Source organism: Enterococcus sp. DIV1420a, assembly GCF_051712165.1.
Lineage (GTDB): Bacteria > Bacillota > Bacilli > Lactobacillales > Enterococcaceae > Enterococcus > Enterococcus faecalis.
On sequence record NZ_JBIOOI010000001.1, the window covers coordinates 1,618,073 to 1,636,268 of the forward strand.

Below are 18,196 nucleotides of genomic sequence, written 5' to 3' on the forward strand. Positions count from 1 at the left end.
CATGGCAAATGTTTTAGAAATGAAAAATATTTATAAAAAATATGGTGAAAAACATACAGAAGTGATCGCGTTAAAAGAATTATCTTTTGCGGTTCAACCAGGTGAATTTGTCGCAGTAATTGGTCCTTCTGGTTCTGGTAAAAGTACCTTTTTAACGATTGCAGCTGGTTTACAGGCACCGACAAGTGGTGAAGTCATTGTTGGCGGGCAATCACTAAATAAGTTAACGAAGAAGCAACGTTTGGCGCAACGTTTTCAAAAAATCGGCTTTATTTTACAAAGCTCTAATTTGGTTCCATTTTTAACAGTGGAAGATCAATTTCACTTAATTGAAAAAGTTGATAAGTCACGTAAAAATAGTGAATTAAAAGAGCAATTGTTAGAGACGTTGGGTTTAAAAGAATTACGAAATAGTTATCCTCGTGATCTCTCTGGTGGGGAAAGACAACGGGTAGCCATTGCGTGTGCATTGTATCATGAGCCAGACGTAATTTTGGCAGATGAACCAACGGCTAGTTTAGATACAGAAAAGGCGTTTGATGTTGTCCAATTACTAGCGAAAGAGGCCAAAGAGAAAGATAAAGGGATTATCATGGTGACACATGATGAGCGTTTGTTGAAATACTGTGATCGAGTGGTTCGTATTCGTGATGGTGAATTGACAGAGTAACAAAACAAATAAAAGAGAACATGATCGGATTGCTGGAGACAATCCGACCATGTTCTCTTATTTCTTTTCAATACAGAAAAGAACAGGTGGCTGATTTTTTTGATTGATAAACTCATAACGTAAGACACTGTAAACATCTTGTGGTAAGGCTTGCGTGTAATTAGTGACCAAATCAAGTTCCTCTGAACCACCTTCGTGGCCATAATAAACGACTAAAATAATGCGACTTCCTTTTACCAAATGAGGCAGTAACCCATCTAACGCCTGTTTAGTCGTAGCGGGTTTTGTAATAATTTCCTTATTACTTTTAGGTAAATAGCCTAAGTTAAAAATAGCGGCAGTGATTTCTGTTTCTTCATCTAGGACAGCATGAAGATGTTCATGTCCTAATGGAAATAACGTAGTTTGTGGGAGTAAATTAAGTTCTGTTAACTTTTGTTCTGTATTGATCAACGCTTCTTTTTGGATATCAAAGGCGAAAACTTCACCAGAAGGGCCAACCAGCTCTGCTAAGAATGCTGTATCATGACCATTTCCCATTGTTGCATCAATGACGAAGTCGCCAGGTTCCACCACTTCTTTTAAAAGTTGGTGACTAAAATGTAGGGCTGTTTGTAGCATTAATTGAAAACTTCCTTTCCTGAAATGACAGTATATTTTCCTTGATAACTGTTGCGGCGTTTCATTTCCGCATCAATCGCATTGAGGACTTCCCATTTTTTCAAACTCCACATCGGTCCGATAATTGTTTCAAAGGGAGCATCGCCTGTCAAGCGATGAATAACAATTTCGGGTGGAATCATTTCTAACTGATCACAAATCACTGAAACATAGGCTTCTTTGCTCATCAATTGTAAGCGTCCTTCATTATAATCCCGCATCATTTTGGTATTTGTCATTAAATGAAGTAAGTGCAGTTTAATCCCTTGGATATCTGAATCCTGAATAGTTCGCCGCACATTTTCGCGCATCATGGCAGGTGTTTCCCCAGGTAGCCCGTTAATTAAATGTGTACAGACCCGAATCCCGTGTTTCCGTAATTTAGCCACACCATCTAGATATGTTTGATAATCATGAGCGCGATTAATGGCAGCGCTAGTTTCCTCAAACGTGGTTTGCAAACCCAACTCTACCCATAAATAAAAGCGTTCATTTAATTCGGCTAAATAGTTCACTACCTCATCAGGCAAACAATCAGGACGGGTACCAATGGATAAACCAACGACACCTTTTTCATTGACTACTTGTTCAAACCGATGACGAATAACGTCAACAGGCGCATGTGTATTGGTGAAATTTTGGAAGTAAACAATGTATTGATCGACAGTTGGCCATTTTTGATGCATCAATTGGATTTCTTTTTGAAATTGAAGCGGCAGGGGATCGCTAGGTGCAACAATCATGTCGCCTGAGCCAGAAACACTACAGAACGTACAACCACCTTTGGCAACCGTCCCATCACGATTGGGGCAATCAAAGCCACCATCAATTGGCACTTTAAAAATCTTTTCACCAAACTGTTGACGAAGTGCATAGTTCCAAGTGTGATAGCGTTTATTTGGATCATCTGAATAAGGAAAAATTTGCATAATCAAGACTTCTTTCTAGCGTTGTTTGCTTTGAAATCGCCAAACAAAGCGTTTTTCTAAATAAATAGGGTAACTTAATAACAACCAAGCTAAACCAAGACAAAAACCACCTAAGATATCGCTAGGGAAATGGACACCTAAATAGATTCGACTAACCCCAATCATGAAAATCCCAATACCTAGTAAAATTTGCACACAAAGGCGGACCGTTTTATTTTTAATGAAAATTGGCAGAATCAATAAAATAGTGCCGTAGAACAAGGTACTTCCTACAGCATGTCCGCTAGGAAAACTATACGTATGTTCAGTTACTAAATGCTCCAAAGTAGGACGTTGGCGCATAAAGAATAATTTTAATAAAGAATTACCTACGCCAGCAATTAAGGCAGTATTAATAAAGAGCCATAATGCTTCAGCATAATATTTCCAAACAATAAACAGAGCAATGACAACGATTGCTAAGATGATAATCGTCAATGAATTGGCAAATTTGGTGTACCAAATAAAAAAGTTATTTAGCTGTGGAAAAGGACGACGAACAAAAGAAGTAATCGTTTGATCAAAGCCTTTGAGCCAGGTTGGATAAAAACGAACAACATAGCCTAAAAACATAAATACTAAAAGAAAACAACTACCTGCAAATTGATAATAAAGTTTGTTTTTCATAAAAAATCCTTTCAAAAATTAATCGCAACAATCCGTATTATACCATCAAAAGGGTAAAAAATTAAAAGATAATTTCATTGCCTGATTTGGAGGGGATACAGATATTAAAAAAGTTCTGGCACCACAATCTCTCATTGTGGTACCAGAACAGATGTTTTAACTGGCACATGTTTATTGATTATCATCATCAGGAGTATCAACGGTAATATCGCCGAATTCGCTAGAAAGGTTAAACTCTGTATCCGCACGACCATTCTTATAAGATGTTCGCTCTTTGTTTAAAAGTTGAACATCACCTAATTTTGATTCACCTTTGATTGAAATGTTACGCAAAATTTCTCCAGAATTTACATAAATATCTCCATGGACAAGAGCGACAGTTAATTTTTTAGGCACAGCAGGCATGTCTAAAGAAAAATCACCATTTTCACTTGAAAAGTTAGCTTCTCCTTTGAAATCATAGACGCTAATATCGCCATCTGTCGTTGTTGCTTGGATGTTTCCGCGAGCATTTTGCACTCGAATATCACCAGAAATAGTAGTATTTTTGATTTCATCGAAATAGGCTGAATCCAACGTTATATCGCCGTCAGTGGTTTCAACTGTTGCTTTTTTAGCGGAAGTATCCGCTGAAAGGTAGATACCATCTGAAGAGTTAAGCGTCATTTTTTTGGCTTTAACACCCGATAGACTAACATAAGAATTTGGTAGATTAGTTGTTAATTCGTCTACGTTAAAAGCATTCAATGAAACTGGTGAATGGGTTGAGCCATCAATTACTAACTTTTTCACATTATTAGGAATCTGGACATTCACGTTCGGTGTGAAGTCACTAAAAATACCAATATTAAAGAATGACAATTCGGGTTGGTTTTGTGTACGAGTGGTATTGATGGTTGCTGTTATTTTATTTTTTTCTTCTTTGACATCTAAGGTGCCTTCAGCTTTTGAATAAAAGGCATTATTCGGTGATCGTAACCCCATTTTGTTACTATCAGTTTTATAAATGGTATAAGGTCCTTTGCCTTTTAAGGATAAGTGAAGTTCTTCGCCTGCTTGTTTATTTTTTAGTGTATAACTTTCTTTTAGCGGTGTGACTGATTTTTCCGCTTGCTTGTAATAATAGACGGCGCCAGATCCACCAATTAGCATCGCTAAGACAGCAATGGATAAGAGAATCCCTGTTGTTTTTTTCATTAGATATCACCTCGTAAAACAGCAATGTTCCATTGGAAATAACGCTTAAAGACATGTGCTGAAAATTTTAAAATTGGTAGAAACAGTAACCAACCAATGATTGATGCACCAAATAAAAAGAGACTCATAGATAATTGGAAAAAGGAAGCGGCATTTGCCTGGGTAATAACACTATAAATACCATAAATTGGTGAAAATAAAGTTGCAGCTCCGGCAATGCCACAACCGACGTACATTAAGGCAATCCCTAAAATAACCCAAAACATGAAGAAAAAATTTAAACAGAAAATACCAAGCACTTGGAAAAATCGGGTTAGCGGCCGATGCTGTGGTCGTTGATAGTATGGAGAATCATTATCATAGTAAAATTCAGATTCTTCTTCATAGGGATGATCATAAGCAGGTGTAGCCGCTGGAATTTCTTGCCAGCCATTATTTTCAATTTTTCGTTCCGTCAATTCAATGCCTTGTTCTTTTAAAATTTCTTCTGCGATAACCCGTGGTTTCCCCAATGATTTTGCCACTTGTTCTTCTGTTTCGCCTTCCGCAACACGAGCATCAAATAACGCCTTGTATTTCGCAAGAATAATAGCTTGATCTTTTGGATTTAATGCTTTTAAATAAATTTTCAGCTCAATAATAAAATGTTCTTTATTCATTCCGCTCCCTCTTTCTACACGATTCATTTCTCATCTTAAACTATAATTTCTTTTTGGGCGAATAACAAGAGGAATTAAAAAAATCAGACTAAGGTAAAGAAGCATCTACAACTAAAGTCGCAGTTTTTTCCGAGTAGTAACAAGAGAGTATATCCGTGTTAAAAAACATTACTTCTTTACAATCTAGTTACAGTAATATGAAATTTTGTTGAAGTGTTTTTAATTCGCCAGAAAAAAAGGTATACTTGTTATAATAACAAAACTAAAAAATTACATTTACATATAAGTTAAAAAAGGAAAGTTGGGGACGTATCAATGAAGAAAGAATCAATGTCACGTATCGAAAGAAGGAAAGCACAACAAAGAAAGAAAACGCCAGTACAATGGAAGAAGAGCACTACTTTATTCAGCTCGGCGTTAATTGTTTCATCTGTAGGAACGCCCGTTGCGTTACTACCAGTGACTGCTGAGGCAACAGAAGAGCAGCCAACAAATGCGGAAGTTGCCCAAGCACCTACTACGGAAACTGGCTTAGTAGAGACACCAACAACAGAAACTACGCCAGGAACTACGGAACAACCGACAACGGATTCGTCAACAACGACTGAATCGACAACTGAATCATCAAAAGAAACACCAACAACACCAAGTACCGAGCAACCAACAGTTGATTCAACTACACCTGTGGAATCAGGAACGACTGATTCTTCAGTAGCAGAAATCGCGCCAGTAGCTCCTTCAACAACCGAGTCCGAAGCAGCGCCTGCGGTTACACCAGATGATGAAGTAAAAGTACCCGAAGCTAGAGTAGCTTCTGCGCAAACTTTTTCAGCGTTATCACCGACGCAAAGTCCTTCAGAATTTATTGCCGAGTTAGCTCGTTGTGCACAACCTATTGCGCAAGCCAATGATTTATATGCATCAGTGATGATGGCTCAAGCAATCGTTGAAAGTGGTTGGGGAGCAAGTACGCTATCTAAGGCACCAAACTATAACTTATTTGGGATTAAAGGCAGCTACAATGGACAATCTGTCTATATGGATACATGGGAATATTTAAACGGCAAATGGTTAGTGAAAAAAGAACCTTTCCGTAAATATCCTTCTTACATGGAATCATTCCAAGATAATGCGCACGTGCTAAAAACAACTTCTTTCCAAGCGGGCGTTTACTATTATGCTGGGGCTTGGAAAAGCAATACAAGCTCGTACCGCGATGCAACTGCTTGGTTAACAGGTCGTTATGCGACAGATCCTAGCTACAATGCTAAATTAAATAATGTCATTACCGCATATAACTTAACTCAATATGATACACCATCTTCTGGTGGAAATACTGGGGGCGGAATAGTTAATCCAGGAACAGGCGGCTCGAACAATCAATCAGGAACGAACACGTACTATACTGTAAAATCAGGAGATACCTTGAATAAAATTGCCGCGCAATATGGTGTGAGCGTTGCTAATTTACGCTCATGGAACGGCATCTCTGGCGATTTAATTTTCGTTGGTCAAAAACTTATCGTGAAAAAAGGTGCTTCAGGTAACACTGGTGGCTCAGGCAGCGGTGGTTCTAACAATAATCAATCAGGAACGAACACGTACTATACTGTAAAATCAGGGGATACCTTGAATAAAATTGCCGCCCAATATGGCGTGAGCGTTGCTAATTTACGCTCATGGAATGGCATCTCTGGCGATTTAATTTTCGTTGGTCAAAAACTCATCGTGAAAAAAGGTGCTTCAGGTAACACTGGTGGCTCAAACAACGGTGGCTCTAACAATAATCAATCAGGAACGAATACGTACTACACAATTAAATCAGGCGATACCTTGAACAAAATTGCCGCCCAATATGGCGTGAGTGTTGCTAATTTACGCTCATGGAATGGCATTTCTGGCGATTTAATCTTCGCTGGTCAAAAAATTATTGTGAAAAAAGGTACTTCAGGTAACACCGGTGGCTCAAGCAACGGTAGTTCTAACAATAATCAATCAGGAACGAATACGTACTACACGATTAAATCAGGCGATACCTTGAACAAAATTTCTGCACAATTCGGTGTTAGTGTGGCTAACTTACAAGCCTGGAATAACATCAGCGGTAGTTTGATTTTTGCTGGTCAAAAGATTATCGTGAAAAAAGGCGCCAACTCAGGTTCAACGAATACGAACAAGCCTACGAATAATGGTGGCGGTGCGACAACATCCTACACGATTAAATCAGGTGATACGCTGAATAAAATTTCTGCACAGTTTGGCGTGAGTGTTGCTAATCTACGTTCATGGAACGGGATCAAAGGCGATTTAATTTTTGCTGGTCAAACAATCATCGTGAAAAAAGGCGCTTCTGCAGGTGGCAATGCTTCTTCAACAAATAGTGCATCAGGCAAACGCCATACAGTTAAAAGCGGTGATTCACTTTGGGGCTTATCAATGCAATACGGAATCAGCATCCAAAAAATCAAACAATTAAATGGCTTAAGCGGGGATACAATTTATATTGGTCAAACTTTAAAAGTTGGTTAATTTAAGATTGAAAAAAATAGCTATCTTTGGTAACATGAGTCTTATAATAGAAAAAAACAATGAGAAGGAATAGTAGAAAGAACCATGTGATAGAGAGCGTATGGCTGGTGGAAATACGTACAGAAGCTTTTGAACTCGCCTTTAAGTTACTTTTTTGAACAAACCAAGTAGAAAAAGTCGGTGACGATCGTTAAGACGTTTGAGGTTAAGGTGACGGTGACTGACCGTTTCTTTGACGAATTTAGGTGGTACCACGTTGCATTTGTATGTTCACGTCCTATAGGAATTTTTCCTATAGGACTTTTTTTTATCACTAAGTGGCTAGTTTAAGTCAGAATAGTGACAATGGCTGCAGGTGGCAAATTTTAAGAATGAAAAATTTTATATTACTAGGAGGAATAACATGAGCTACAATCACAAAGAGATTGAGAAAAAATGGCAAAAATATTGGGCTAAGAACAATTGTTTCAATACATTGGACGACCCAAATAAAGAAAAATTTTATGCACTAGATATGTTTCCCTATCCATCTGGACAAGGCTTACACGTAGGTCACCCGGAAGGCTATACAGCAACCGATATTCTTTCACGTATGAAACGTGCGCAAGGCTATAATGTGTTGCATCCAATGGGCTGGGATGCGTTTGGTTTGCCAGCAGAACAATATGCGTTAGACACAGGAAATGACCCAGCTGAATTTACTAAGAAAAATATCGAAACATTCCGTCGCCAAATTAATTCATTAGGATTCAGCTATGATTGGAATCGCGAAATTAATACCACTGATCCCGAATATTACAAATGGACACAATGGATATTTACAAAATTATATGAAAAAGGGTTAGCTTATGAAGCAGAAGTTGCGGTTAACTGGGTACCTGAACTAGGAACTGTTATTTCAAATGAAGAAGTCATTGATGGAAAAAGTGAACGTGGCGGTTATGATGTGGTTCGCCGACCAATGCGTCAATGGATGCTGAAAATTACTGCTTATGCAGATCGCTTATTAGAAGATTTAGAGCTTGTTGATTGGCCAGAAAGTATTAAAGATATGCAACGAAATTGGATTGGACGTTCTGAAGGAGCCAATGTGACCTTTAAAGTCGCTGGCACAGAAGAAAGTTTCACGGTGTTTACAACCCGTCCTGATACCTTGTTTGGTGCAACCTATACTGTTCTAGCTCCTGAACTAGAACTAGTGAAAAAAATTACGACACCTGAACAAACAGCAGCTGTAGAAGCATATATTGAAGAAACCTCAAAAAAATCTGATTTAAATAGAACGGATTTAGCAAAAGAAAAAACAGGTGTTTTCACAGGTGCGTATGCGATAAATCCAGTTAATGGCCAAGAAATTCCAATTTGGATTGGCGATTATGTTTTAGCAAGCTATGGCACAGGCGCAATCATGGCGGTCCCAGCGCATGATGAACGGGATTACGAATTTGCGAAAACATTTGGCATTGATATCCTACCAGTAATCGCAGGTGGCGACATTACAACAGAAGCCTATACAGGGGATGGACCGCATATCAATTCTGATTTCTTAAATGGATTAAACAAAGCAGAAGCCATCGCTAAAATGAATGAGTGGCTAGAAGAAAATCACGTAGGGAAAAAAGAAGTATCTTATCGTTTACGTGACTGGTTATTCTCTCGTCAACGCTACTGGGGTGAACCAATTCCTGTGATCCATTGGGAAGATGGAACAACCACAACGGTTCCTGAATCTGAGTTACCTCTACGTTTACCAGTAACATCGGATATTCGCCCAAGTGGAACTGGGGAATCGCCATTAGCAAACATTGATGAATGGGTCAATGTCGTCGACCCTGAAACTGGTATGAAGGGAAAACGTGAAACGAATACTATGCCACAATGGGCTGGAAGCTCTTGGTATTACTTACGATTCATTGATCCTCATAATAAAAATGAAATTGCTGATTTTGAAAAATTAAAACGTTGGTTACCAGTTGATATCTATATTGGTGGTGCCGAACATGCGGTGCTGCATTTACTTTATGCTCGTTTTTGGCATAAATTCTTATATGATATTGGTGTGGTTCCTACCAAAGAACCTTTCCAAAAATTATACAACCAAGGTATGATTTTAGGAGAAAACAACGAAAAAATGTCTAAATCACGTGGCAATGTTGTAAATCCCGATGATGTGGTGGCTAAATATGGTGCGGATACATTACGTCTTTATGAAATGTTCATGGGCCCATTAGATGCTTCCATTGCTTGGAATGAAAATGGCTTAGAAGGAAGTCGTAAATTCTTAGATCGCGTTTGGCGTCTGATTGTTGATGAAGAAGGCAAAATGCGTGACCGAATTACCACAATTAATGATGGCCGTTTAACGAAAGTTTATCATCAAACGGTTAAAAAAGTGACAGAAGATATGGCAAACTTGCACTTTAATACAGCGATTTCTCAATTAATGGTTTTTGTGAATGAAGCCAATAAAGTGGATGCCTTACCTTATGAATATGTGGAAGGATTTGTCCAATTACTTGCACCAATCGCGCCACATATTGGTGAAGAACTATGGCAAATTTTAGGTAACGAGGAAAGTTTAACTTATGTCCCTTGGCCAACCTATGATGAAGCAGCCTTAGTAGAAGATGAAGTGGAAGTAGTTTTCCAAGTGAACGGAAAATTACGTGGCAAACAAAATGTCGCTCGTGGGTTAAGCAAAGAAGAATTAGAACAAATTGCAATGAACCATGAAGCTGTTAAAGAATTTATTGAAGGAAAAACAGTGCGCAAAGTGATTGCTGTTCCAGATAAATTAGTAAATATTGTTGCAAATTAAGTTATATGTTTATATGAAAAAAAGAGCCGGACGTATCAAAACGTCCGGCTCTTTTTAAGGTTGTTTTGTTTTACCTTTTTGATTCATATGTTCTTTACATGTGATTGTTATAACCGAAAGCAAGGCGATGAAGAGAAAAAAGTAACCGAGCGGCGTACAGAAAAAGGCGGGTTCTTTTAAAAGTCCATCGCTAGATAATGTTGATCCAACTAAAATAGAGATCATAAATAATAAAAGACTAATCAAGCCAAGAAATAAGCTAATACGATATTTTTTCAACTTCAGTTCCTCCTTTAATGAACTATCACTAAGATAAATCAAAAAGGTTAACTTTTTTTTAGGCAACTGTTAAAACTTAGATAAGAAATCTATTTTCTAAGTTTGTCGTTGTTGGTAATTGGTTAAGATCATACGTGAAAAGGGACCGACAATCAGCAATTGATAAGGAAGGGCAACAATAAAGTTCAGGCCCCAAGCTTGGAAATACGCACTTAGTGACAACGTCTGGCCTTCCATTAATAAGCCAAATAAAGACATACAAGTCACCATGCCGATAATCATGAGACTCGAAATGGTCAAAATAAGTAATAGCCGTTTTTCTTTATTAAAGGGTAAAGAAAAAGCGATTTTCTTAGCTAAGACACCAACGATGAAAACGTCTAAAATAAAAGCAACGATAAATCCAGGAAGCAAACCTTTTGATAAGGCGTACAATGAAAATTCTCCATGCAATAATAAATTATAGATGCTCATTCCGAAAACCATCAGAAAGCACATTAACGTAGTAAAAAGCATTCCTTCTTTTTTATTAGTAGGCATTTTTTTCTCCTTTCATTTATTGAGAGTAATGATTGTTCTAGGCAGAAAAGGACAAATTCTCTCGACTTTTACTAGTGTAGCAAAAATAAAAGTTCTTCATAAGTTAGAATTTGCTAAGAATTTGATTCAAATAAAAAGGTGTACTAAGTCAGCAGTACACCTTTTTATTCGTTATTTAGTTTATTTTTGTGTTATTTGTAACATCCTCTCCAAACCATTTTTGAGAAATTTTACTAAGGGTGCCATCTTTTCGTAACGTTTCAAAGGCAGTATTGATTTTTTGGACTAATTGATTGTCTGATTTGCGGACGCCCACAGCAAAATCCTCATTGTCATAGCCTACATGAGAAATAGTATAGTTTTTTAAATTATCTTCGTGGGAAAGATAGTAGTTGGCGTAGACGCGATCAATTAGGAGCCCATCAATTCGGCCAGATTTTAAATCTAAGAAAGCTTCATTAAAGCCGTCATATAAAATAGGCGTTTGGTCTTTAACAAATTTTTTCAAAACGTCAGGCTGACTTTCGAAGCCATCATAGCCAGAAGAGCCATTTTGAACCCCTAAAATTTTGCCTTGCATGTCGCTCGCTGTTGCAATGTTTTTTTCTTTTAAAGAAACAAGTACTTGGTCGTTCGTCATGTAGGGTTGTGTGAATTGAACTTTTTCGGCCCGTTCGCTCGTTTTAGTGTAGCCGTTCCAAATAAGATCAATGGTTTGATTTTGTAATTCTGTTTCTTTCATAGACCAATCAATCGGTTGGAAGTCAACGGAAATGCCATAAAGTTTAAAAACCGCTTTGGCTAAGTCGACATCAAAGCCGACAATTTTGCCTGATTTATCTTGAAAACCCATGGGCACAAAGGAGTCATCTAAGCCAATAATAATCCGTTTTTCTTCGTTAATCCGTGTCCATTGATCTTCGTTGCTTTTTCTTTTACCACAACCTGCAAATAGGAGTAAACTACAACAGATAACCAGCAAGGCTAAAGAATATTTCTTTTTCATCATAAACTCCTTTCTATTGGACGGGGGCAACCGTCAAAAGATTGTCTGCAATTTTTTCAGCGAAAGCCATATCGTGGGTCACGACAATCTGTGTCATGCCTTGTTTCCGTAAATCTAAAATAACTTCTTCCACTTGTTGGCGTAAAGCTGGATCTAGCGCGCTCGTTGGTTCATCGTACCCAAGAACTTTTGGCTTCATTGCTAAGGCACGAGCAAGTGCAACTCGTTGTTTTTGTCCACCGGAAAGTTGGTACGGATAGAGTTTTTCTTTACCAGCCAAGCCCAATTTTTCCAGTAATTCTAAAGCTTCTTGCTGACTTTTTGCTTTTTCTTCTTTTAGTACTAATGTAGGTGCTAAGGTAATGTTTTCTAAAACTGATAAGTGAGGGAAAAGTTGGAAATCCTGGAAAACGACCCCAACCACTTGATCGGCATTGTCCATTTCAGCAGGATTGAAAGGAACACCATCCAACAAAAGCTCACCAGAATCAATGGTTTCTAAACCAGCCAAACAACGAAGTAAAGTGGTTTTTCCGCCGCCTGAAGGACCAACAATCGTTAAAATTTTACCCTCTGGAATTTCTAAATTTAAGTGATCAATAATGGTCCGGTTGTCAAAATGTTTGGTTAAATTTTTAATAGTTAACATGGTAGAGTCCTCCTATTTATAATATTGATAGAATTTTTCAATTTTCTTAGAAGCAACAGTCAAAATTGCCGTAAAGAGTAAATAAATCACTCCCACTAAAGCTAATGGCACTAATGTAACATCGCGGCTCATCGCAATTTTACCAGCACGTAAAAGATCGCCTAAGCCAAGAACATAAATAAGAGAAGTATCCTTGACCAAATTGATAATTTCATTTCCTACGGAAGGCAGCACGATTTTAACAACTTGTGGCAAAATAATCCGCGTGACTGTTTGAAAACGTGTTAAACGTAAAACCTTAGCAGCTTCATATTGACCTTGGGGAATTGCTTGAATCCCCCCGCGGAAAATTTCAGCAAAGTACGCAGCATAATTTAAAATAAATGCGAATAAGGCCGCATCGTAACGTTCAAAGACAATACCAATTAATGGTAAGCCGTAAAAAACAAAAATTAATTGTAACAATAGCGGAGTGCCGCGCATTAACCAAATGTAGAGGTTAATTAAGTAACGTAAAGGTTTAAACGAACTTTGTAAAATAAAGGCAATGATGATCCCCAGTGGAATCGAGCCAAGGAGCGTAAAGAAAAAGACTTTCAGTGTCATGCCAGCTCCGCTAACTAAAGCAGGTAAAATTTCTAAAATATAATCCATCATTTTTTCCTCCAACAATTTTTATTAAAAAAACAAAAAAGCCTCTTGGCTGTGAGCCAAGAGGACGAATCGCGTTCGTGGTGCCACCTCAATTTACTTATCTTTCACAAGATAAGCCTTATGTAGTTGCGTTGACAACTACTCTCTGTTAACGATAGAGTCACCGGTTTTTCTTACTAAAGGATTCAGAAAAACATCTTTTAGGTGTGAGTAAAGAAGAATCCATCTTTTTCTTTCAGCCAATGAAAAAGTCTCTGTAAAGGAAGAGCTAAATTACTATGTCCTAAGCCTTGATTGTAAGTATGAAATTGTTCGAACGGAACAGAAAACCTGTTGCTTTTCTAGCTTATCCCATTAAGCATATAGAAAAGAGGACAACAGACTTGAGCAGTTGAGGCACTCTCTCAGGTTGAAAAGCGCATCTAAAAAACAAAAAAGTCCTTTGGCTGAATAGCCAAAGGACGAATAATCAATTATCGTGGTTCCACCTTAGTTTATTCGTGTTTCGCAACACGAACCTTATGAAGTTCATAACTTCGCCTGTTAACGAGTGGTCCCGGACTTTCCTACTAAGGGTTCAAAAAGTCAACTCCCAGATGTGGTTCGCTGTTTCTTTACGTCTTTTTCCACCAACCAAAGACTCTCTTCACTAAAGGAAACAGTTACTCTTCTGTTCTCTGTTTTTCAATACTGTACCACCAGAAAAAATATCTGTCAACTCTTATTCTTAAAAAAATATTTTTCTTTCAAAAAGTAAGTGCTGAAAAAGGACAAATGTATGGAAAATCATGTAAAATGTAGGTAAGTTGTTTGAACAGAAGGAGGAGTTTTGGTATGAAACAGAAAAAGTGGTTAATCGGACTTGTTGCACTGGGCTTGGTTTTAGCAGCATGTGGAAGTGGCGGTTCGAAAACGACCTCAAACGAACCAGCTACACAGAAAATTAACGTCGCATCTGGTGGTGAACTCTCGACATTAGACAGCGCTCATTATACAGATGTCTATAGTTCCGATATGATTGGTCAAGTAGTTGAAGGCTTGTATCGACAAGATAAAAACGGAGATCCTGAGCTAGCTATGGCGAAAGCAGAGCCACAAGTTAGTGAAGACGGGTTAGTCTATACATTCAAGTTACGAGAAGCAAAATGGACAAACGGGGATCCAGTTAAAGCAGGGGATTTTGTAGTTGCGTTTAGAAACGTGGTCGATCCAGCGTATGGTTCAAGTAGCAGTAATCAAATGGATATTTTTAAAAATGGGCGTGCGGTGCGGGAAGGACAAGCTACGATGGAAGAATTTGGTGTCAAAGCAATCGATGACCAGACACTAGAACTAACATTGGAAAATCCAATTCCTTATTTAGCCCAAGTCTTAGTTGGAACACCTTTTATGCCTAAAAATGAAGCCTTTGCCAAAGAAAAAGGTACTGCCTATGGGACTTCTGCAGATAATTTTGTTGGCAATGGACCATTTGTAATTTCAGGTTGGGATGGCAATTCCGAAACTTGGAAATTGAAGAAGAATGATCATTATTGGGATAAAGAACACGTAAAATTGAATGAAATTGATGTTCAAGTAGTGAAAGAAATTGGCACAGGAGCCAATCTTTTTGATAATGGCGACTTAGATTACACTGTTTTAGCAGATACTTATGCACTTCAGTATAAAGAGTCAAAACAAGCGCATTTTGTACCTAAAGCTATGGTAGGTTATTTAAGCCCTAATCATCGCCGTGAAATCACCGGCAACGAACATGTTCGAAAAGCTTTTTTACAAGCGATTGATAAAGAAACTTTTGCAAAAGAAATTTTAGGAGATGGCTCGACAGCTTTAAATGGTTTTGTACCAGCTAATTTTGCAAAAAATCCAGATACAGGTGAAGATTTCCGTAAAGAAAATGGTGATTTATTGCCATATAATATTAAAGAAGCCCAAGCTAACTGGACCAAAGCGAAAGAAGAGTTGGGCAAAGATAAAATTGAATTGGAACTAATCTCAGCGGACTCAGCGATTGCCAAGAAAACCATTGAATTTGTTCAAGGGCAATTGCAACAAAATTTACCAGGTTTAACAATCAAATTAAAATCATTGCCTTTGCAAAATCGTTTGGATTTACAAACAGCAGGTAATTACGATTTAGCCTTTGGAACATGGACACCTGACTATGCTGATCCCATTAATTTTTTAGAATTTTATGACTCAAAAAGTGGCTTAAATACTTCTGGTTATAACGATTCAGCGTATGATGCGGGTCTCCAAAAAGTTAGAAAAGATTACGCTAATGAACCTGAAAAACGCTGGAATGAATTACTAAGTTTAGAAAAAACATTAATTGAAAAAGATGCCGGTGTTTTACCCTTATTCCAAGGAGCCATTGGTTACTTGAAATCAGATCGCTTACAAGGCTTGCAAGTATTTTCTTTTGGTCGCACAGTATCCTATCGTTTAGCTTATGTAGAAGAATAAATTGACTTCTGAAAAGTCCTATCTTTTGAAAAAGTCTGCTTTCTGTTTTATCCTTAAAGTAGGAAAATTAACTAAAAAAATCAACTATGAAAGGTAGGTTTTTCAAATGTTTAGCTTTCTATGGGCATTAATTGTCGGAGGAATTATTGGCGCAATTGCTGGCGCAATTTTAGGAAAAGACGTGCCAGGTGGCATTATTGGAAATATTATCGTGGGCTTTTTAGGAAGTTGGGTAGCATCACTCTTGTTGCCTTCTTTAGGACCAGTCATCGGCGGGTTTCCAATTATCTCAGCGTTGCTAGGAGCGATTATCTGTATCGCTATTTACTCTTTTATTGTAAACCGCAAGGCGTAAAATTGTATCAAAATGATATCTTGAAAAGCATCATAAAACTTGTGAAGGTTAATCAGACCATTACTTTTGATGTCTTTTCTCTCATATTTTAAGTCTATGACAAAAATCTCTTTGGATTTTTGTCATAGACTCTTTTTTTTAAAAATATTTATTATGAGAATTTCCTGCGTTAGACTGCATATTTTTCATTTATTATTCATTTTTGATAAAGGAAGTTTTGTTGGATAAAGTGAATAGCTCAAGGTTCAACAAAAATAAAGAAAAAATTAATATGTTAAGTTTGGGGAAGGTGAAATTCTGCTCTCATAATACGCCGTTTTATTCATTAAACGATAGTTGAAAAAAATAAGTGCCCTTGTTATTCTTTGAATTAAACTAATGGGGGCGAAAAGCATGGAATCGTTAAAAAGTAATCTTTTTTTGACCAGAGAAGCATATTTGGAAGCTTTTGAAACAATCATGACACCTTTAAAAACGGCTATTTTAACATCAGAAAAACCTGGCGTAAATTTTGGGTCCAGTGGTGCTGTCTATGATCAGCAACATGCTGAAATGGAAGCGCTCATTCGACCATTATGGGGAATTGGACCGTATTGGGTTACTTGTAAAGATGATGTTTTAAGAGATGCTTATGTGGAAAAATTAATCGCAGGAACTGATCCGTCATCCCCAGACTATTGGGGCGATATTGTTGATTATGATCAATATATTGTGGAAGCAGCAGCATTATCTTTAACTTTATTGCTTCATAAGACATATTTTTGGTCCTGTTTTTCTGAGAAACAGCAAGAAAATATCATGGTTTGGTTAAATAAGGCACTTGGTTGTAAAATTCCTAAAAATAATTGGACGTTTTTCAAAGTGCTCATTCGTTTAGCACTCGAGGGATGTGGACAAGTGATTAACCAAACGGAACTAGAGGAAGAATTGGCGTTGATTGAACGCATGTATTTAGGTGATGGTTGGTATATGGATGGTAAAACTACGCAAAGAGATTATTATATTTCGTTTGCTTTTCATTATTATAGTTTGATTTATGTCAAATTTATGCGAGAAAGAGATCCTATTCGTGCGAAACGTTTTACAGAACGAGCCGTTATGTTTGCGCAGGACTATCTGTACTATTTTGATGAGGAGGGCGAAGCGTTACCTTACGGACGCAGTCAAACGTATCGGTTTGCTCAAGGAGCGTTTTTCGCAGCTTTGATATTTGCAGAAGTAGAGGCGTTACCTTGGGGACAAATAAAAACGCTGTTAGCAAAACATTTACACTGTTGGATGCAACAGGCTATTTTCACTTATGATGGTCGGTTGTCCATTGGCTATCATTACGAAAATTTAGTAATGGCAGAAGGTTATAACGCACCAGGCTCTCCGTATTGGGCCTTTAAAACATTTTTGTTGCTCGCTGTGGATCAAGACCATCCGTTTTGGCGTGCTGAACCGCTGGCGATAAAACGAGAAGAAAAGCGTTTGATAGAAAAGGGAAACATGTTATTAATCCATCCTAAAATGAAAACGCATGTCCTCGGCTATCCTGCAGGACTATGGCTTGAAAATCAAGCACATGCTGCGGCTAAATATAGTAAATTTGTCTATTCTAGCCGCTTTGGTTTTAGCGTTCCCAAAGCTGGCGCGTGTTATGAGGAGGGAGCTTTTGATAACGTATTGGCTGTTTCTCGTGATGGTGAATATTTTCGTGTTAAAGGGAAAATTCATGATTTTTATTTAACAGAGGAGCAAGTTTATTATAAATGGCTACCTTTTCAAGAAGTAGAAATTGAAACAACCATTTATCCTTTTGGAGAATGGCATGTTAGAGTACATGAAATAGTGACATCGGTTCCATTAAAAGTGCGCGAAGGAGGATTCAGTCTACCGTTACTTGGAAAATTTTCAGAAAAAGAACTTGGTAAAGAGTGGGCTAGAGTCGATTCAGGAGAATTGTGTTCGCAAATAGTTGCAATTGAAGGGTATGACCACGCAGGTATTCTTCAACCTGAACCCAATACATCGTTGTTTTTCCCAAGAACAAGTTTACCTTATTTGCAAAAAGAGCTACCAATAGGAACGCATCGCCTGATTTGTTTGGTAGGTGGTGTGACAAGGGAGGAATAAA

Annotated in this window: 16 protein-coding genes and 3 other annotated features; of the genes, 6 read left to right on the plus strand and 10 right to left on the minus strand. The window is 37.8% G+C overall.

Annotated elements, in window-relative coordinates:
- Position 1: 1 nt before the first annotated feature.
- Entirely contained in the window at positions 2–670 is a 669-nt protein-coding gene (locus IGI80_RS08140; protein WP_002363221.1) for an ABC transporter ATP-binding protein, read from the plus strand.
- Positions 671–727: 57 nt separating this feature from the next.
- Here IGI80_RS08140 and IGI80_RS08145 read toward each other — a convergent pair whose 3' ends face one another.
- From IGI80_RS08145 to IGI80_RS08165, 5 genes are all read right to left on the minus strand, one after another.
- On the minus strand, positions 728–1,291 hold the full coding sequence (locus IGI80_RS08145; protein ID WP_002355667.1) for a class I SAM-dependent methyltransferase: 564 nt from the start codon (positions 1,289–1,291) through the stop codon (positions 728–730).
- Entirely contained in the window at positions 1,291–2,259 is a 969-nt protein-coding gene (locus tag IGI80_RS08150; RefSeq protein WP_002355668.1) for a TIGR01212 family radical SAM protein, read from the minus strand. Before IGI80_RS08150 ends, IGI80_RS08145 begins: the two co-directional genes overlap by 1 nt.
- 15 nt (positions 2,260–2,274) lie before the next feature.
- A complete protein-coding gene (locus IGI80_RS08155) occupies positions 2,275–2,925 on the minus strand; it encodes a phosphatase PAP2 family protein (protein ID WP_002355669.1) in 651 nt (216 codons plus the stop codon).
- Positions 2,926–3,096: 171 nt separating this feature from the next.
- On the minus strand, positions 3,097–4,122 hold the full coding sequence (locus tag IGI80_RS08160) for a DUF4097 family beta strand repeat-containing protein (RefSeq protein ID WP_438723208.1): 1,026 nt from the start codon (positions 4,120–4,122) through the stop codon (positions 3,097–3,099).
- Positions 4,122–4,781, minus strand: a complete 660-nt coding sequence (locus tag IGI80_RS08165; RefSeq protein WP_002381265.1) for a DUF1700 domain-containing protein — start codon at positions 4,779–4,781, stop codon at positions 4,122–4,124. Before IGI80_RS08165 ends, IGI80_RS08160 begins: the two co-directional genes overlap by 1 nt.
- A gap of 315 nt (positions 4,782–5,096) precedes the next feature.
- Here IGI80_RS08165 and IGI80_RS08170 point away from each other — a divergent pair, with 315 nt between their 5' ends.
- Positions 5,097–7,310 (plus strand): autolysin, encoded by a 2,214-nt coding sequence (locus tag IGI80_RS08170; protein ID WP_002388928.1) that lies wholly within the window; start codon positions 5,097–5,099, stop codon positions 7,308–7,310.
- 50 nt (positions 7,311–7,360) lie between these two features.
- Positions 7,361–7,593: a binding site (T-box leader), on the plus strand.
- Between the two features lie 120 nt (positions 7,594–7,713).
- On the plus strand, positions 7,714–10,128 hold the full coding sequence (gene leuS / locus IGI80_RS08175) for a leucine--tRNA ligase (protein WP_002364766.1): 2,415 nt from the start codon (positions 7,714–7,716) through the stop codon (positions 10,126–10,128).
- A gap of 54 nt (positions 10,129–10,182) precedes the next feature.
- Here leuS and IGI80_RS08180 read toward each other — a convergent pair whose 3' ends face one another.
- From IGI80_RS08180 to IGI80_RS08200, 5 genes are all read right to left on the minus strand, one after another.
- The gene (locus tag IGI80_RS08180; protein WP_002383054.1) at positions 10,183–10,407 is read right to left on the minus strand and encodes a DUF3955 domain-containing protein; all 225 of its coding nucleotides are present in this window, start codon (positions 10,405–10,407) and stop codon (positions 10,183–10,185) included.
- A gap of 96 nt (positions 10,408–10,503) precedes the next feature.
- A complete protein-coding gene (locus tag IGI80_RS08185) occupies positions 10,504–10,947 on the minus strand; it encodes a hypothetical protein (protein WP_002370750.1) in 444 nt (147 codons plus the stop codon).
- Between the two features lie 175 nt (positions 10,948–11,122).
- Positions 11,123–11,956, minus strand: a complete 834-nt coding sequence (locus IGI80_RS08190; RefSeq protein ID WP_002355679.1) for an amino acid ABC transporter substrate-binding protein — start codon at positions 11,954–11,956, stop codon at positions 11,123–11,125.
- A 10-nt stretch (positions 11,957–11,966) separates the two neighbouring features.
- Entirely contained in the window at positions 11,967–12,602 is a 636-nt protein-coding gene (locus IGI80_RS08195) for an amino acid ABC transporter ATP-binding protein (protein WP_002355681.1), read from the minus strand.
- 12 nt (positions 12,603–12,614) lie between these two features.
- A complete protein-coding gene (locus IGI80_RS08200) occupies positions 12,615–13,259 on the minus strand; it encodes an amino acid ABC transporter permease (RefSeq protein WP_002383057.1) in 645 nt (214 codons plus the stop codon).
- Positions 13,260–13,313: 54 nt separating this feature from the next.
- Positions 13,314–13,556, minus strand: a binding site (T-box leader).
- 154 nt (positions 13,557–13,710) lie between these two features.
- Positions 13,711–13,943, minus strand: a binding site (T-box leader).
- A 147-nt stretch (positions 13,944–14,090) separates the two neighbouring features.
- Here IGI80_RS08200 and IGI80_RS08205 point away from each other — a divergent pair.
- The 3 genes from IGI80_RS08205 (at position 14,091) to IGI80_RS08215 (ending at position 18,195) form a co-directional block, all read left to right on the plus strand.
- On the plus strand, positions 14,091–15,722 hold the full coding sequence (locus IGI80_RS08205) for a peptide ABC transporter substrate-binding protein (protein ID WP_002383058.1): 1,632 nt from the start codon (positions 14,091–14,093) through the stop codon (positions 15,720–15,722).
- A gap of 106 nt (positions 15,723–15,828) precedes the next feature.
- Positions 15,829–16,077: a GlsB/YeaQ/YmgE family stress response membrane protein gene (locus tag IGI80_RS08210; protein ID WP_002355684.1), complete on the plus strand. Its 249-nt coding sequence runs from the start codon at positions 15,829–15,831 to the stop codon at positions 16,075–16,077.
- 378 nt (positions 16,078–16,455) lie between these two features.
- On the plus strand, positions 16,456–18,195 hold the full coding sequence (locus tag IGI80_RS08215; protein ID WP_438723209.1) for a DUF2264 domain-containing protein: 1,740 nt from the start codon (positions 16,456–16,458) through the stop codon (positions 18,193–18,195).
- Position 18,196: the final 1 nt, after the last annotated feature.

Coding starts and splice junctions, on each gene's coding strand:
- IGI80_RS08140 (WP_002363221.1), top strand. CDS start 2: ATGGCAAATGTTTTAGAAATGAAAAATATTTATAAAAAATATGGTGAA.
- IGI80_RS08145 (WP_002355667.1), bottom strand. CDS start 1,291: ATGCTACAAACAGCCCTACATTTTAGTCACCAACTTTTAAAAGAAGTG.
- IGI80_RS08150 (WP_002355668.1), bottom strand. CDS start 2,259: ATGCAAATTTTTCCTTATTCAGATGATCCAAATAAACGCTATCACACT.
- IGI80_RS08155 (WP_002355669.1), bottom strand. CDS start 2,925: ATGAAAAACAAACTTTATTATCAATTTGCAGGTAGTTGTTTTCTTTTA.
- IGI80_RS08160 (WP_438723208.1), bottom strand. CDS start 4,122: ATGAAAAAAACAACAGGGATTCTCTTATCCATTGCTGTCTTAGCGATG.
- IGI80_RS08165 (WP_002381265.1), bottom strand. CDS start 4,781: ATGAATAAAGAACATTTTATTATTGAGCTGAAAATTTATTTAAAAGCA.
- IGI80_RS08170 (WP_002388928.1), top strand. CDS start 5,097: ATGAAGAAAGAATCAATGTCACGTATCGAAAGAAGGAAAGCACAACAA.
- leuS (WP_002364766.1), top strand. CDS start 7,714: ATGAGCTACAATCACAAAGAGATTGAGAAAAAATGGCAAAAATATTGG.
- IGI80_RS08185 (WP_002370750.1), bottom strand. CDS start 10,947: ATGCCTACTAATAAAAAAGAAGGAATGCTTTTTACTACGTTAATGTGC.
- IGI80_RS08190 (WP_002355679.1), bottom strand. CDS start 11,956: ATGATGAAAAAGAAATATTCTTTAGCCTTGCTGGTTATCTGTTGTAGT.
- IGI80_RS08195 (WP_002355681.1), bottom strand. CDS start 12,602: ATGTTAACTATTAAAAATTTAACCAAACATTTTGACAACCGGACCATT.
- IGI80_RS08200 (WP_002383057.1), bottom strand. CDS start 13,259: ATGATGGATTATATTTTAGAAATTTTACCTGCTTTAGTTAGCGGAGCT.
- IGI80_RS08205 (WP_002383058.1), top strand. CDS start 14,091: ATGAAACAGAAAAAGTGGTTAATCGGACTTGTTGCACTGGGCTTGGTT.
- IGI80_RS08210 (WP_002355684.1), top strand. CDS start 15,829: ATGTTTAGCTTTCTATGGGCATTAATTGTCGGAGGAATTATTGGCGCA.
- IGI80_RS08215 (WP_438723209.1), top strand. CDS start 16,456: ATGGGGGCGAAAAGCATGGAATCGTTAAAAAGTAATCTTTTTTTGACC.